The 15,801-nt window shown below is 66.7% G+C and carries 15 protein-coding genes and 1 pseudogene; 2 read left to right on the forward strand and 14 right to left on the reverse strand.

Going from position 1 to position 15,801, the window contains the following annotated elements; all coding sequences use genetic code 11:
- Nucleotides 1-41: 41 nt before the first annotated feature.
- The 11 genes and pseudogenes from ACWIGM_RS17320 to ACWIGM_RS17370 all read right to left on the reverse strand — a co-directional run.
- A pseudogene (locus tag ACWIGM_RS17320) lies at nt 42-911 on the reverse strand (ABC transporter permease); the annotation flags it as partial.
- A 158-nt stretch (nt 912-1,069) separates the two neighbouring features.
- Nucleotides 1,070-2,053, reverse strand: a complete 984-nt coding sequence (locus tag ACWIGM_RS17325) for an ABC transporter permease (protein ID WP_454027201.1) — start codon at nt 2,051-2,053, stop codon at nt 1,070-1,072.
- A 62-nt stretch (nt 2,054-2,115) separates the two neighbouring features.
- Entirely contained in the window at nt 2,116-2,697 is a 582-nt protein-coding gene (locus ACWIGM_RS17330) for an RBBP9/YdeN family alpha/beta hydrolase (RefSeq protein WP_454027202.1), read from the reverse strand.
- A 136-nt stretch (nt 2,698-2,833) separates the two neighbouring features.
- Nucleotides 2,834-3,373, reverse strand: a complete 540-nt coding sequence (locus ACWIGM_RS17335; RefSeq protein WP_454027203.1) for a flavin reductase family protein — start codon at nt 3,371-3,373, stop codon at nt 2,834-2,836.
- A gap of 76 nt (nt 3,374-3,449) precedes the next feature.
- Nucleotides 3,450-3,899: an RrF2 family transcriptional regulator gene (locus ACWIGM_RS17340; RefSeq protein WP_454027204.1), complete on the reverse strand. Its 450-nt coding sequence runs from the start codon at nt 3,897-3,899 to the stop codon at nt 3,450-3,452.
- 107 nt (nt 3,900-4,006) lie between these two features.
- Entirely contained in the window at nt 4,007-4,474 is a 468-nt protein-coding gene (locus tag ACWIGM_RS17345; protein WP_454027205.1) for a cupin domain-containing protein, read from the reverse strand.
- Entirely contained in the window at nt 4,467-5,591 is a 1,125-nt protein-coding gene (locus ACWIGM_RS17350; RefSeq protein WP_454027206.1) for a RuBisCO large subunit C-terminal-like domain-containing protein, read from the reverse strand. The genes ACWIGM_RS17345 and ACWIGM_RS17350 overlap by 8 nt, the downstream gene beginning before the upstream one ends.
- 75 nt (nt 5,592-5,666) lie before the next feature.
- Complete coding sequence (locus ACWIGM_RS17355; protein WP_454027207.1) at nt 5,667-6,545, reverse strand: NADPH-dependent oxidoreductase; 879 nt, start codon at nt 6,543-6,545, stop codon at nt 5,667-5,669.
- A 50-nt stretch (nt 6,546-6,595) separates the two neighbouring features.
- Entirely contained in the window at nt 6,596-7,465 is an 870-nt protein-coding gene (locus tag ACWIGM_RS17360) for an ABC transporter permease (RefSeq protein ID WP_454027208.1), read from the reverse strand.
- Nucleotides 7,462-8,343 carry an ABC transporter ATP-binding protein gene (locus tag ACWIGM_RS17365; RefSeq protein WP_454027209.1) on the reverse strand — a complete coding sequence of 294 codons (882 nt, stop codon included), beginning with the start codon at nt 8,341-8,343 and terminating at the stop codon, nt 7,462-7,464. Before ACWIGM_RS17365 ends, ACWIGM_RS17360 begins: the two co-directional genes overlap by 4 nt.
- Nucleotides 8,344-8,350: 7 nt before the next feature.
- A complete protein-coding gene (locus tag ACWIGM_RS17370; RefSeq protein ID WP_454027210.1) occupies nt 8,351-9,382 on the reverse strand; it encodes an ABC transporter substrate-binding protein in 1,032 nt (343 codons plus the stop codon).
- Between the two features lie 346 nt (nt 9,383-9,728).
- Here ACWIGM_RS17370 and ACWIGM_RS17375 point away from each other — a divergent pair, with 346 nt between their 5' ends.
- Nucleotides 9,729-11,075: an LLM class flavin-dependent oxidoreductase gene (locus ACWIGM_RS17375; RefSeq protein WP_454027211.1), complete on the forward strand. Its 1,347-nt coding sequence runs from the start codon at nt 9,729-9,731 to the stop codon at nt 11,073-11,075.
- A gap of 125 nt (nt 11,076-11,200) precedes the next feature.
- The gene (locus ACWIGM_RS17380) at nt 11,201-12,967 is read left to right on the forward strand and encodes a phosphatase PAP2 family protein (protein ID WP_454027212.1); all 1,767 of its coding nucleotides are present in this window, start codon (nt 11,201-11,203) and stop codon (nt 12,965-12,967) included.
- A gap of 102 nt (nt 12,968-13,069) precedes the next feature.
- Here the strand turns inward: ACWIGM_RS17380 and ACWIGM_RS17385 are convergent, their stop codons facing one another.
- From ACWIGM_RS17385 to ACWIGM_RS17395, 3 genes are all read right to left on the reverse strand, one after another.
- Complete coding sequence (locus ACWIGM_RS17385) at nt 13,070-14,122, reverse strand: NADP(H)-dependent aldo-keto reductase (protein ID WP_454027213.1); 1,053 nt, start codon at nt 14,120-14,122, stop codon at nt 13,070-13,072.
- 75 nt (nt 14,123-14,197) lie between these two features.
- The gene (locus tag ACWIGM_RS17390) at nt 14,198-14,947 is read right to left on the reverse strand and encodes an ABC transporter ATP-binding protein (protein ID WP_454027214.1); all 750 of its coding nucleotides are present in this window, start codon (nt 14,945-14,947) and stop codon (nt 14,198-14,200) included.
- Nucleotides 14,923-15,801, reverse strand: coding sequence for an ABC transporter permease (locus tag ACWIGM_RS17395; RefSeq protein WP_454027215.1), 879 nt, complete (start codon nt 15,799-15,801; stop codon nt 14,923-14,925). The genes ACWIGM_RS17390 and ACWIGM_RS17395 overlap by 25 nt, the downstream gene beginning before the upstream one ends.

Below are 15,801 nucleotides of genomic sequence, written 5' to 3' on the forward strand. Positions count from 1 at the left end.
AGTCACGTCTGGTGTCCTTGTCTGTGGCGAGGGGAGCTGTCTCAGCGCCCGGCCGAGAGATGTGGGTTCAGTGCGTCGTTCAGCGCATCGCCGACGAGGTTGAGCGCCAGCACGGTGAGGACGATGGCGAAGCCGGGAATGGCGGTGAGGTACCAGGCGGTGCGCAGCAATTCGCGGCCGGCGCCGATCATGCTGCCCCAGCTCACCAGATTGGGATCGCCGAGCCCGAGGAAGGACAGGGCCGACTCCATCAGGATCGCCGAAGCGACCAGCACGGAGGCGGTGACGATGATCGGCGAGAGCGCATTGGGCAGGATCTCGCGCAGGATGATCCGCACCGGCCCGGAGCCGATCGCGCGCGCCGCGGTGACGAAATCCTTTTCGCGCAATGACCGGAATTCGGCGCGCACGAGGCGAGCAACCATCGGCCAGGTCACTATCGCGATCGCGCAGGTCACGGTGGTGATCGAGGGCTGGGCGATGGCGACGAGCACGACGAGCAACACGAAGCTCGGCACGGTCTGGACGACCTCGGTCAGCCGCACCAGCACATCGTCAATCCAGCCGCCGAAATAGCCCGCCGTCGCTCCGACTGCGATCCCGGCGCTGACGCCGAGCGCCATGGCGGTAAAGCCGACCAGCAGCGAAATCCGTGCGCCCCAGACGAGCCCCGCCGCGACATCGCGGCCGAGCGAATCCGTGCCGAGCGGAAATTCCGGATTCTGTCCCGGCCAGAGGAACGGCCGGGCGACCATCGAGAGCGGGTCGTCGGGGTAGAGAAGCGGCGCGGCGAGGGCGATCATGGCGACGAGCACGAGGAAGATCAGCGCGACCATGCCGGATGGATTGCGCAGAAAAGCCTTCAGTGCCCGCTGGTTGCCGGCTGGTGCAGACTCAATTGCTGGCGCAGCCGTCTGCGACGCCGGCGCGCTTACGTTGTCTTGTTGCCGCCCGAACAGGGCAAAGCCTGGTCCCGGCAGCACGGCGGCCGGTGACACGAGCGGCTCGGAGGTCGGCCCCGCCCAGACAATCGCCCCGGAATGGCTCAGGGACCGTTCGATCACACCCATCAGCGAACCTCGATGCGCGGGTCGAGCCATGCCTGCAGCAGGTCGACGACCATGTTGACGATGATGACGAGCAGCGAGCAGAGCAGCAGCACGCCGAGAAGGACGTTGAAGTCGCGTCGCATCACCGCTTCGAAGGCGAGGCGCCCGAGGCCGGGCCAGCTGTAGACGGTCTCGACCACGACGGCGCCGCCCAGAATGCCGCCGAAATGCATGCCTGCGAGCGTGGTCACGGGCAGCAGCGCGTTGCGCAGGATGTGCCGGGTCGCGACGTGGAACGGCGTCAGGCCCTTGGCGGTGGCGGTGCGGATGAAGTCCTGCGAGGCGACCTCGAGCATCGTCGCCCGGGTCAGCCTGGCGTAGATCGCGACATAGAAGAGTGCCAGCGATGCAGCCGGGAGGATCATGTGGCGGGCCTTGTCGAGCAGGCTTTCCAAGCCCGAAAGACCCGCCCCGATTGTCTCCGCGCCGCCGCTCGGCAGCCAGCCTAGCTTGACCGAGAACAGCACGATCAGCATCAGGCCGATCCAGAAGCCCGGCACCGAATAGAAGATCAGCGATCCCACGGAGATGAGCCGGTCGGGCCAGCGCCCGGCGTTGAGGGCCATCACCGTGCCGAGCGTGATGCCGAACAGGAGGGCCAGCGACAGGGAAAGGCCCATGAGCAGCAGGGTACCCGGCAGGCGCTGCGCGATCAGCTCGGCGACGGGCATGTTGTAGCGGGGCGAGAAGCCGAGGCTGCCCTGTGCGAGATTGCCGAGATAGGCGAGCAACTGATCGAGCACGGGCAGATCGAGCCCGAACTGCTTGCGCAGCATCGCCATCGTCTCCTCGGTCGCGGCGCCCGCCTCGCCGGCCATGACATCGGCTGCATCTCCCGGTGCGAGCTGCAGCAGGAGGAAGTTGAGGATGACGATGCCGATGACTGTCGGCACGGCCTGGATCAGGGTCTTGCGCAGGACGCCGGACAAGCGGGAAAGCGACATTCAAGCTATCTATCAATTTTATAGATTATTTGAGGGTGCCGAGGCCCGCTTTGTCGCCGGTCCTAGTGCAGGCTGAGCCGTGTCGGAAAGCGCTCGCCAGACCTGCCGGGAGGCGCGCCGAAAGCGGTCAGCCTTTCGAGCAGGTCGAGGCCGGCGGGCCAGTCGCCAAGGCCGCTATCGGCATCGAGATGTCCGGCATTGCCGACATCGATGAAGGCGGCGTCCCACATATTGGCGAAGATGCGCGCTCGATCGATAGCCATATGAGGATCCGTACGGCTGGCGACGACGAAGGCCGGAAACGGAAACGGCTCGCAAGGCAACGGACCGAACGAGGCGAGACCGGTGGCGGAGGCGGTCCGTGCCTCGGGATCGACCGGGGCAACGAGCATCGCGCTCCGGATCGGCAGATCGGGATATCGAGCCGCCAGATGAGCGATCACGGTCGCGCCGAGCCCATGGCCGACGAGTACGGCATTGGGGCGATGCCCGACATGCTCGCGCAAGGTTTCGAGCCATAACTCGAGCTGCGGGCGGGCCGTTTCAGGTTGCTCTACACGATGGACAAAGTCGAGCTGGCTTTCCCAACGGGATTGCCAATCCGTAGACTTTACCCTTGATCCGGGGACGATGAGGATGGCCATGCGGCGCCTCCTTTCATCGTGCCATCATCAATGCCAATCGCTTGTTCGGTCAATAAAACGACTTGGCAAATTTGGACCTGATTAGAGAACGATACTCTGCCGTTCATCGGTGGAGATAGGATAGTCGCCCCAAGGCTCAGATGCCGGCGCCGTATTGCAGCGTCTCGTCGAGTTTCCCGTAAATTCCACGCCAGTACAGCAGCGCACCCTCGTCCTGCGCTTGCCGGATCGCCTTGATCCGGCCGATCAGGATCGTGTGCGAGTGACGCTCGATCGCCTCCTCGGTCTCACAGTCCAGGACGGCGAGTGCGCCGACGAGCGTTGGAGCGCCGGTCACGAGCGGGGCCCAGCCGCCGTCCGCGAAGCGGGCCTCACCCTTGAAGCCGCCGCGGCCGGCGAAGCGGTCGGCAATGGCCTGATGGCGGGCAGCCAGGACATTGATCGCGAAATGGCCGGCAGCCTCGATCTTCGGCCAGGCGGAGGCGCCGCGGTTGATGCAGACGATGACTGTCGGCGGCTCAGCCGAGAGGGCGGTCAGCGACGTCGCGGTCAGGCCGGCGCGCTCGCCACCATGCGCGGCGGTGATGATACTGACCGCACCCGCGACATTGCGCATCACCGCCTTGAACGCGTCAGCGTGGATATCGGCGGCAGGTGGGGCGAACTGCTGATTCATGATCTCACCGGAATGCGGTTTCCGCTCCGGTTGAAAATAAGGGTCGATGTTAATTTGTCTACTAAAGAAATAGATTTTAGATCGCGAAGTCGATCTCGGGCTTGTGGGCCGCGGCGCGGCTGACCAGGTCGGCGATGGTGGTGTTGTCGACCACGGCCGCCATCGCGTCGCGCACCTCCCGCATCACCGAGCGAACGACGCAAGCTTCGATGTCGCCGCAGTCCTGGCACGGCCTGAAGGCTGACTGGCTGGCGCAGTCGATCGGCGCGATCGGCCCTTCCAGGGCGCGGATGACGGCGCCGACCTTGATGGTCCGGGCCGGTTTCGCCAATGCGTAGCCACCACCAGGGCCCTTCTTGCTGCGCAGCATGCCGGCATTGCGCAGGTCCAACAGGATGGCGTCGAGGAACTTCTTCGAGATGTTGTTGCGCTGCGCGATCTCGGCGATCTGTGCAGTTTCGCCGGCGTCGAGCCTGGCGAGGTGCACCATCGCCTTGATGCCGTATTTGCCCTTGTTGGTCAGCACTGCACATCCCCTGCTTAGAAGTACAGTATATCGATCTATTTTGCAGGAACTGCAAGGCGAGGGCGATTACAAGGAAGCTGCCGGAGCGATGGTTCTTCGGCTGCAGCTCAGCCGTCGAGGAAGGCGGCGATCTCCGGCGAGGTGCGCAAGGTCGCGAGTTCCTCCGGCGTCGGCAGAGCCGGGCGGTCGCGCGCCGCGTCGACCAGGCAAAGGAAACCGAGCGGCTCGTCGGGCGCGGCCTTGAACTGGTGCCAGGTCCAGCCGGGGATGGTGACGAGGTCGAGCGGGCCGATCTCGCTCACCTGCGAGCCGACGAGGCAGCGTCCATGGCCGCGCACGATCATGACGCCGTGGACATGGCCGTGGCGTTCCAGCGTGGTGTGGCCGCCGGAAGCGACCTCGAAATAGCGCAGCTCGCCGGCAAGGTCGGGCCGCGAGAACAGGATCTGGCGTGAGACGTCGCGGAACGGCGCGTCGCCATCCTGCTTGTAGGCGAGGCGTTCGACGCCCTGCCAGGCGAAGCCATCTTCGTGGCGGCGCAGATTGGGTGTTTCGTTCTTGGTGGCGTCAGGCATGGGATTCCGCCCGGGCTTCCGCTTGCGAGTGGTGATGAACCTGCGCGACGAACTCGGCCGTGGCTTCGCTTAGTCGGTCGCCTTCGGCGAGCAGGTTGCCGCCGATCAGCAGCATGACGTCGCGACCGTAGAAGTCGAGCATTTCCGGCACGCGCGCCACGCTCATGCCGCCCGCCGGCACCGGGGCGATCGCCGCGAGACCCGGCTCCGGCGCGAGTGCAGCCTGCGCGATGCGCTCGCAGGTCTGCGCCGAATAGCCGAAGCGGCCGCCATGATTGGGGAAGATCACCGCATCGACGCCAGTAAGCCGCCAGAGCCTGGTCAGGCAGGCCGGTTCGATCCGTGCCGCACCCGCCAGGCTCGGATGGGCGAGGAAGGCGATATCGGGATAGTCCCGCCTGAGCTGCTGGACATTGGCGAGGCCAAGGATCGCCGGCGCCACCATCGCGGTGTCGAGCCCTTCCTCCGCGATGATGCGCAACTGCTCGCGCACGGCATCGAGGCTGCCGGAGAGGCTGGGCACGTAGCGGGTCGGATGACCCGTCTGCGCGACGGCACGGCGCACCGCGGCAGCGCAGGCCGCGACGCGCTGCGGGAACGGGCTGTAGCGTTGCGTCGCCAGCCCGTGATCGTCCTTGACGTAATCGATGCCGCCCAGCGCGAAGGCTTCCGCCAGCCGCGCCAGTTCCTGCGGCGGCAGCCCTTGCGGTTTGATCGCCGAGCAGGTGAGGGCCCGTCTCTCTGCGCGGACCCGCTGGCGCAGGCCGTCGAGCCCGACTTGCGGACCATCGCCGAACGCGGCGCGCAAATCGGGCGGCAAGGCGAAGTCGGCGAGCGTCAGGTCGTCATGGAGCGAGGAATTGCCGAACAGCATGTTGAGGAGCTGGCCGGCATCGCCACCCACCGTGGCGGCGGAGAGCAGGATGCGGATAGCATGCAGGCCGCTGCCCTTGGGTTCGACCGCGACGACACGGCCGAGGATCTCGCCAAGGACGAAGGGATCATCGACAGCCTCCGGCGGCATCTCGATGCTCTGCTCGATGGCGATTGCTCTCGCCCGCACCTCGACGTCCTCAGGTGCGCCGCGCAGATGATAGGTGACTTCGATCCAGCTCATCGTCGATCCCGCCGAGGCGGGGCTCCGCCATTCCGTTTCACACCACCATTATAGCGCCGCCGTCGCGGAGGCACCTCAGCGCAGCGCGAAGCCGAGTGCAGCCAGCGCATCGCGCATCCGGTCGCGCCCGCTCAGGAATTGTGGCCCCGCGACGCGGGCGAGCGCCTGGCGCGACCACGGCACCTGCGGAATCTTCTGCTCGCTTTGGAAGCCCTGGATCGCCCCGTCATAGGCCGCGACCGGCTCCGGCTCGTAGCCGGTGCCGTATTGCTCGCGATGGAGGACGAGAGCGGGCGAGAGGCGCGGCTTGATGCCGGTGACGACCTCGGGGGCGGGATAGCCGACGCAGAGGCCGAAGACAGGAAACACCTTCGGCGGCAGGCCGAGCTCCCTGGCGACCCGCTCGGGATCGTTGCGGAGCGCGCCGATATAGACCGTGCCGAGGCCGAGGCTCTCAGCGGCCAGCACGGCGTTCTGCGCGGCGAGCGCCGCATCGATGATCGCGACGAACAGCGTCTCGAGATAGTCGAGCGCATCGACCGCATGCTCACGCGCGGCACCAAGCGCGCCCAGCCGGTTGAGATCGGCGAGGAAGACCAACAGGGACGGGGCCTGCAGGATGTGCTTCTGGTTGCCGGTGACCTCGGCGAGGCGTGCCTTGCGGGCGGGGTCGGAGACGGCGACCACGCTCCAGGTCTGCAGGTTGGAGGAGCTGGCAGCGGATTGCCCCGCCGCGACCAGGGTCTCGATCGTGCCGTCCGGCAGCGGATCGGGCTTATAGGAGCGCACCGAGCGATGCGCCAGAATCTGGCCGATGACCTCGTTCCACTGCGCCGGTTCCGGCTGACCCTCGGCGCGATAGCGCGCCCGCAGCAGCGCTTCTGCGCCGTCGCCAGCGGAAACCTCCGAGAGTGGGGCAGGCGGAGGGGCGGCGAAGTGCAGGGCAGCAGTCATGGATGGAGATCCGTGCAGGAAGGCATGGGTCAGAGCGAGCGACAGCGGCATCAGCGGGCCATGCCCCAGCGCCGGATCGTCGCCTTCTCGATCGCCGCGAAGACGAGATTCTCGACGACAAGGCCGATCAGAATTACCAGCAGCAGGCCGGCGAAGACCTTGTCCGTGTAGAGCTCGTTGCGGTTCTGGAAGATATACCAGCCGAGGCCGCCGCGGCCCGAGGAGGCGCCGAAGACGAGCTCGGCGGCGATCAGCGTCCGCCAGGCGAAGGCCCAGCCGATCTTGAGGCCGGACAGGATCGCCGGCAGCGCTGCCGGCACGAGAATGCCGAAGACGTAGCGCAGGCCGGTGAGTCCGTAATTGCGGCCGGCCATACGCAGCGTGTCCGGCACGCCCTGGAAGCCGGCGAAGGTGTTGAGCGCAACCGGCCAGAGCACCGAATGGATCAGCACGAAGATCAGGCTGCCCGAGCCCAGGCCGAACCAGAGCAATGCCAAGGGCAGCAAGGCGATCGCCGGCAGCGGGTTGAACATCGCGGTCAGGGTCGAGAGCAGGTCGCGGCCAACTTGCGTCGAGGTCGCCAGCGTCGTCAGCAGGAAGGCGAGCGTCAGCCCGGCAGCATAGCCCTGCGCCAGCACGATCAGCGAAAGCCGTGCGCGCTCGATCAGCTCGCCGCTCGCCAGCCCCTCGACCAAGGCCTGGACAGTGGCGAGGAAGGTCGGGAGCAGGAGCTCGTTGTCCTGCCAGCGCGCCAGCGCCTCCCAGAGGAGCGCCAGCACGACGAGGATCAGGCCCTTGCGCAGCCAGACTTGCCCGGCGAGGCGTTCGAGCAAGGGGCGCGGGCGCTCGACGACGGTTGCGACGAAGGGCGGCAGCGGCCGGTCATATTCCGGCCGGATCGGCGGCTGGGCGAGGCTCACGACTTTGCCCTTCCTGCGCCGGGCTGTTCATGCTCGAAAAGCCGCTCGTGCAGGCGCCGTACCGCGGCCTGGAATGGCGCGCCGCCGGTGCTGGCGAGGTCGAATTCGTGGCTGTTGAACTCGGCCCGCAGCCGGCCGGGATGGGGCGACAGCACCGCGACGCGGTTGCCGACGATCAGCGCCTCCTCGATCGAATGGGTGACGAACAGCAGGGTGAAGCGGACCTCGTCCCAGAGCGCCAGCAGCTCTTCCTGCATCCGGCGCCGGGTCAACGCATCGAGCGCGGCGAAGGGCTCGTCCATCAGGAGGATGCTCGGCTGCATCGCCAGGGCGCGGGCGATGGCGACGCGCTGCTTCATGCCGCCGGAGAGCTGGTGCGGATAACTGTCGGCGAATTTGGCGAGCCCGACCTTCTCGACATAATGGCGCGCCCGCTCCAGCGCCTCGCGGCGCGCAAGGGTGCGCGAGGCCGTCAGCGGGAACGCGACGTTCTGCAGCACGGTCTTCCAGGGCGGGAGCTGATCGAATTCCTGGAAGACGACGATGCGGTCGGGCCCCGGCCCAGTGACCGGGCGGCCGCCGAGCCTGATCTCGCCCTCGACCGGGGCGATGAAGCCGGCGACGGCCTTGAGCAGGGTCGACTTGCCGCAGCCGGACGGACCGAGCAGCACGAAGCGGTCGGCCTCGTAGACGTCGAAGCCGACGCGGTGGGTGGCGCGCACGATCGTCTCGGCCGTGCGGTATTCGAGGCTGACGCCGTCGACCTGCAGAAGCGGCGCGGGCAGGGCGGGCGAGGCCCGTCCTTCGCCGGTCCCTGCGGCAGCGCGAGGCGAGGGCAGCTGATCGCCCTGTGGCCGTCTCTCGGCGACGAGCGTCATGCCGGCCTCAGCTGCCCGCGGCGATGCGCGGATCGGTGAAGAAATAGTCCGTCAGCGCCTTGGGCTCGTTCTTGATCGCGCCGACGCGGTGCAGGAACTGGCCGAGGCCGAGCGTGTTCTGCGGCTCGACCTTGAAGGTCACTTCCGGGTTCTTGATGACCTGGAGCAGCAGCTTGCGGTCGCCCTTGCCGCCATTGGCCTTGAGATAGATGTCGGCCGCTTGCTCGGGGTTTGCTGTGATGAACTTCGCGGCTTCGTCGAGCGCATCGAGGAAGGCGCGATAGGTCTTCGGCGCCTCCTTGTAGAATTTCTCGGTGCCGTAGAGCACGGTCGAGGAGGCGGGCCCACCCTGGACGTCATAGGATTTGAGCACGATGCGGGCGTTCGGGTTCTCGGCCAGTTCCTGCTCCTGGAAGGGCGGGTTGCCGAAATGGCCGGTGATCTCGGTGCCGCCCTTGATGATCGCGGCGGCGGCCTCGGGGTGTGGCAGAGCGACGCTGATCTTGTCGAGCCTGGCGAACTCCTTGTCACCCCAGAGCTTGGCCGAGGCCCATTGCAGGATGCGCGACTGCACGGAGACGCCGACGGCGGGCAGGGCGATCCTGTCCTTGTCGGTGAAGTCCGCGATCGTCTTCACATTCGGATTATTGCTGACGAGGTAATAGGGGAAGTTGCCTAGCGAGGCGACGCCCCTGACATTCTGCTTGCCTTTGGTACGATCCCACAACGTGAAGAGCGGGCCGACACCGGCGCTGGCGATCTCGATCGAGCCGGAGAGCAGCGCGTCGTTCACCGCCGCCCCACCGGAGAGCTGGGTGAACTCGACCTTGATGTCGACGCCGGCCGCCTTGCCGTGCTTCTCGATCAGCTTCTGCTCGGCGGCTACGTCGAGCAGCAGGTAGACGACACCGAACTGCTTGGCGATGCGCAGCTGTCCCTCCGCCGCGGAGGCCGCTCCGGCGAGGCCGAAGGACAGCGCCGTGCCGACCATCAAGGCCGCGGCCTGCCGACGCGACAAAGGCTTCTTCGAAATCGCCATACCGAACTCCTGAAAATGTTGTGCCGGCCGATGCAAAGGCCGGTCGAGCCATTGACCGAAGCTTGCGGATCAGCTGCGAGAGCGTCAACAAGAATGTTCTTTTTAGAGAACCATTTCCTGGAGTGATTTGTTGCTTGCGCTTTTGTTGGCGAAGAAAAATTACCTTTACCTGCCAATTACGGCTGGGGTGAACCGAACTATATAGCTCTGAGCCGGAATATTCTGCAGATATCGTTCTCTTTAAAAAACGCTTCTCTTGACCCGATGCTGCCTCGGCCAGCATCGTTGCGGCAATAGCCCGCGGCTCGTTCGCGAGCCTGAAACGTCGAAAGATGCGAGGTCCGCGATGCCCAAGACCGGCCGCCAGCTCACCCTCAATCTGTTCATCTATCCCGGCGGTCATCATGAAGCGGCCTGGCGCTACAAGGAGTCCGAGCCGGAGCGGGTTCTGGACATCCGCTACTATCAGGAGCTCGCCCAGAAGGCCGAGGCGGCGAAGTTCGACGCCATCTTCTTCGCCGACGGGCCGTCCTTGCCCGAGAACGTCCGCTATTCCTCGCGCGTGCGCTTCGAGCCGGTCACCTGGCTGACGGCGATCGCTGCCGCGACGCAGAAGATCGGCCTGATCGGCACCGCCTCGACCACCTATAACGAACCCTATAATCTCGCCCGCCTCTTCGCCTCGCTCGACCATATCAGCGGCGGACGGGCCGGCTGGAACATCGTCACGACGAGCGACGCCGGAGCCGCTCATAATTTCGGCCTGCCGGAGCATCCGCCCCACGGCGAACGTTATGAGAAGGCGCGCGAGTTCCTCGACGTCGTCACCAGGCTCTGGGACAGCTGGGAGGACGACGCACTCGTTGCCGACGCGCAGAGCGGCGTCTTCGCCGACTCCGACAAGGTCCACCGCATCGACCATGTCGGCAAGCATTACCGGGTGCGCGGCCCGCTGAATGTCTCACGCTCGCCGCAGGGCCGGCCGGTCTATGTCCAGGCCGGCTCATCCGAGGACGGCCGCTCCTTTGCAGCACAATTCGCGGAGGCGATCTTCACCGCGCATCAGACCCTCGCCAGTGCGCAGGAATTCTACGCCGACATCAAGACCCGTGCGGTTGCGCTCGGCCGCCGGCCCGACCATGTCCGCATCCTGCCGGGGATCAGCCCGTTCCTGGGCTCGACGCAGGCTGAGGCGGACCGGCTCGAGCAGGAAATCAACGACCTGATCCAGCCCGCGGCCTCGCTCGACCAGCTCAAGCGCATGATCGGGCTCGATCTGACCGGCTTCGATCTCGACGGACCGTTTCCGCGCCATCTGATCGACACGAGCGGGCCGAAAGGCCTGGCGAGCCGCTTCCAGCTCGTCGTCGACATCGTCGATCGCGAGAACCCGACGATCCGGCAACTGATCCAGCGGCTCGCCGGTGCCCGCGGCCACCGTGTCGTGGTCGGCACGCCGGAGCATGTCGCGAACGAGATCCAGACCTGGTTCGAGCAGGGCGCTGCCGACGGCTTCAACGTCATGCCGCCCTGGATCCATGGCGGCTTCGAGATCTTCGTTGCCGAGGTCGTACCGATCCTGCGCAAGCGCGGATTGTTCCGCGAGGACTATTCCGGTTCGACCCTGCGCGAACACTACGGGTTGCCGCGCCCCGACAGCATCTTCGCCGTAAAGCAGCGCAAGAGCGCCTAGCCCCTTTCCCGCCGGGACGTTCCCGCCACCCATCCTCTTCTGCCAGGCGGGGCGCCGAGCGCGCCGCCGACGGGGACGTGCGTGCCCGGCGCCTTCCATCCGCACCACCATCCGAGGACCGCAGCATGCCACACCATCCCGATTCGATCGCCTTGCCGGAGGACGAGAGCCGGCGTGTCTTCCTGAAGGGCGCGGGCGCCGGGATGGCCGCGGCCGTCTTGAGCGTGGGTGCAACCGCGCCGGCTGCCGCGCATGGCTCAGCCGAAGCCGCACCGGACACCCGCAGCTATGATGAGGCCTTTGTCCGGCGCGCTGCCGAACTCCGCAGCAAGCTCGCCAGCTCGCTGGCCGATGTGACGATTCCGGCCCATCCGACCAACGGAGACGAGCGGCGCTATTCCAACCAGATCGGAAGCGACACGCGCGGCCTGCCGCACAATGAGCGGGGCGAGGTCGACCCTGCCGCCTGGCGCGCGGCTGCCACGGCCTTCGCTTCGCGCGACCCGGCCGATTTCGAGAAGATTCCCCTCGGTGGCACCCGCCGGCTGGTCAATCCGGTCGGTACGCTCGCGGTCAGCCTCGAAGGTCTGAACGCGGCGCAGTTCCAGTTGCCGGCGGCCCCGGCCTTGGCCGGCGTCGAGCGCGCCGCCGATGCGATCGAGATCTATTGGCAGTCATTGCTGCGTGATGTGCCGTTCTCCGACTATCGCGACGACACGAGCAATCCGGACCTGCGCGCCGCGGTCGACGAGCTCAACCGGGTCGAGGGCTTCAACGGGCCGAAGATCGATGGACGGGTCACGCCGCAGACGCTGTTCCGCGGGCGTGTCGCCTATGTCGACCCGGCCGATCCGACCGGGGCTCGCGCCCGCTGGGTCACGCCGCCCGGCGTTCTCGACGGGCCGGTGGTCTCGCAATTCCTCTATCGCGACGTGCCGCTCGGCAACCAGACATTGTCGGCCCGGATTCGGGCCTACAAGGCGATACCGGATTTCCTGACGAAGCCGGAGGAGTGGCTCCACGTCCAGAACGGCAATGCGCCGCGCGAACGCATCGTCCACGAGGCGTCGCCGCGTTATATCGCGAGCGGTCGTGATCTTGGCGCCTATGCGCACAGCGCCGCCGCTTTCAACTTCATCGGGAACCAGTTGCTCGGCACCGGCGCCTCCGCTGCCGATCCGGCCTATGGCGGCGTCCTGCCGGGGCGTTCGGCGCTGGCTGCGAACAATCCCTATCTCAAATCGAAGACCCAGGACGGTGCGGCAGGGACCTTTAGCGGTCCCTATTTCCAGGCGATCATAAATCTCGCCATCTCGCATGCGATCCGCATCAACTATTACCAGAAGTGGTACGAGCAGCGCATTCTGCGCCCCGAGGCCTTCGCCGGGCTGGTCCATCAGCGCCTCGCCAACCGGGTCGCGGACTATCCGATCCATGAGAGTTTCCTGGGATCGCAGGCGCTCGAGCGCAGCCGAGCCAAACACGGCACCTATCTGCACGGCCACATTTTCCCGGAGGGCGCGCCCCTGCACTCGTCCTATCCCGGAGGCGCCGCCATCATCGCGGCGGTGACCGTGACGCTGCTCAAGGCCTTCTATGACGAGAGCAAGGAATGGCCGAACCCGGTTCAGCCGGATCCGGCCGATCCGGCCCGCCTCATCCCCTATCAGGGACCGCCGCTGACCATCGGCGGTGAGCTCAACAAGGCGGCGCTGAACTATGCCGGCGGGCGCACCTGGGGCGGCATCCATTGGCGTTCGGATGCCGCGGTCTCGTTTGCCCAGGGCGAAAACCTGGTGATCAGCCTGCTGCGCGAGCAGAAGCAGACCTATGCCGAGCCCTTCGACGGTTTCTCCTTCACCCGCTTCGACGGCACGAAGGTCACGATCTGAGCGCCGGCGCTCGTCGCCGGCTTGAATCGAGCGAGACCGAAAAAAGGGCGCGGATGCAATCGCATCCGCGCCCTTTCTGATCCAGATCTTCGGCGTGTCGGCTCAGGGCGCCGGGCTGCCGTGGAGCTGGTGGGCCGCATCGATCCGCGCCTCGATCTCTGGCGTGATCTTCACCTCCAGGGCGGCAAGGTCGCTGTTGAGCTGCCCGAGGCTGGTGGCGCCGATGATCGCGGAGGTGACGAAGGGTCGGCTCACGACGTAGGCGATGGCGAGCTGGGCCGGGTCGAGGCCGAAGTCGCGGGCGATGGCGAGATAGCTGTCGATCGCCGCTTCCGTGCCGGGCTTCTGGTAGCGCTGGCCGCGCTCGAACAGGGTCGTGCGGGCTCCGGTCGGGCGGGCGCCGCGCTGGTATTTTCCGGTGAGGAAGCCTTGTCCGAGCGGTGAATAGGCGAGCAGGCCGACCTGCTCGCGCTCGTGGAATTCGGCGAGCCCGACCTCATAGCTCCGGTTGAGCAGGTTGTAGGCGTTCTGGACGCTGGCGACGCGGGGCAGGCTGTGCGCCTGCGAGAGGTGCAGGAAGCGCGACAGGCCCCAGGCGGTTTCGTTCGACAGGCCGATATGGCGGACCTTGCCCGCCTTCACCAGGCCGTCGAGCGCATCCAGCGTCTCCTCTATTGGCACTTCAGAGCCGTTGCCGCCGCGATTGGGCGCGTGCGAGCCACCGCCGAAGAGCGGAATGTTCCGGTGCGGCCAGTGCAACTGGTAGAGATCGAGATAATCGGTCTGCAGGCGCTTCAACGAGGCATCGATGGCTTCCTCGATGTTCTTCTTGTCGAGGCGGGGCTGGCTGCCGTCCTTGCGCAAATAGTTGCGGTCGCCGGGGCCGGCGACCTTGGAGGCAAGGATGATCCTGTCGCGCTTGCCATGCGCCTTCAGCCAAGTGCCGATGATGCGCTCCGTGGAGCCTTGAGTCTCGGCCCGCGGCGGGATCGAATAGCTCTCGGCCGTGTCGATGAAGTTGATGCCGGCATCGAGCGCACGGTCGAGCTGGGCGTGTCCTTCGGCCTCGCTGTTCTGCTCGCCCCAGGTCATGGTGCCGAGCGCGATGGCGGAGACGCGCAGATCCGTGCGTCCGAGCGGACGATAGTCAGGCATGGACGACCTCGTGAGTGGACATGGAGGTACGAGCGCTCCGGCTTGCCGGGAGCGCTCGCGGGAAGGGCAGGGCGCTCAGGCGACCCGGCGCAGCTCGGTCTCGGTAACGCCGAGGCTCCGCAGCAGGGTCAGGCGGATCTCGGTGAAGCGCTGCTCGCGCGCCCGGGGCTCGTTAGGCAGGTCGATCTGCTGGTCGACGATGAAGCGGCCGCCATCGAGCACCAGCACGCGCTGGGCGAGATGGATCGCCTCGTCGACGTCATGCGTCACCAGCAACACCGCCGGGCGATGCCTGGCGAACAGATCCAGCAGCAGGGCCTGCATCCGCAGGCGCGTCAGCGCATCGAGCGCCCCGAAGGGTTCGTCGAGCAGGAGCAGTTCGGGCTCGCGTACCAGTGAGCGTGCCAGCGCGGCGCGCTGCTGTTCGCCGCCGGAGAGCTGCGTCGGCCAGGCCTGCGCGCGCGACGTCAGGCCGACCTCCTCGAGCGCGGCCAGGGCCCGCTCGTGCGGCGCCGGCACCTTCAGGCCGAGCGCGACATTGTCGGCTACCCGCTTCCAGGGCAGCAATCGGGCATCTTGGAACACGACCGAGACGGCATCCGGCACCTCATAGGAGCCGTAGCCCGGCACGCCGTGGTCGAGCCCGGCGAGGGCGCGCAGGAAGGTGCTCTTGCCGGAACCAGAGCGACCGAGCAGAGCGACGAATTCGCCCCGCCCGATCTGGAGGTCGACGCTGTCCAGGATCGTGCGCTCGCCGTAGCGACGCGTCAGCTCGCGGACATCGACGACCGGCCGGGTGGTCAGTCCGCCAGGATCTTGCGCCATGGCAGGGCCTTTCGCGTGATGAAGCGGACGAGCCAGTCGGAACTCAGCCCAAGGGCGGCGTAGACGGCGAGGCACAGGATGATGACTTCGGTCTGGCCGTAGGTGCGCGCGAGGTTGATCATGTAGCCGAGGCCGCTCGTGGCGTTGACCTGCTCGACCACGACGAGGGCAAGCCATGAATAGGTCACGCCGAAGCGCAGGCCGAGCAGGAAGCCGGGCAGGGCCGCCGGCAGCACGACATGGCGCAGGAACTGCCAGTTGGAGAGGTCCAGCGTCTCCGCGAGCTCGATATAGCGCGCATCGGTCGAACGCAGCCCGTCATGGGTCTGGATGTAGATCGGCGCGAAGGTGATCAGCGCGATCGTCAGGACCTTCATGCCCTCGCCGATGCCGAACCAGAGCATCAGCAGCGGGATCAGGGCGAGCGCCGGAATGGCTCGCTTGATCTGGATCGGCCCGTCGACGAGGTACTCGCCGATCCGGCTGAGGCCCGCGATGACACCGAGCGAGGCGCCGGCGACGATGCCCCAGAACAGGCCCCAGAAGGAGCGCTGGAACGACGTCCACAGGTTCTCCTGCAGCCGCCCGTCGGCGATGAGGTCGTAGCCGGTCGCCACCACCGTCCACGGCGCCGACAGGATGCGATCGTCGATATAGCCGGTCGCACTGCCGATGCTCCAGAGCAGGAGCAGGATGGCCGGGCCGAGGGCCTGGCCGAACCGCAGCGTTCGGCCGGGGCCGAGCTTGCGCTTGCGGCGGGGCGATGGGCCGACGGGCCGGGACGCGACACGGCCGGAGAGCCAGCCGGTGACGCCGACCGCTTCGCGCGAGGCGCGGATCGAGAGATCGGCCAT

This window comes from Allobosea sp. NPDC055332 (genome assembly GCF_053645455.1).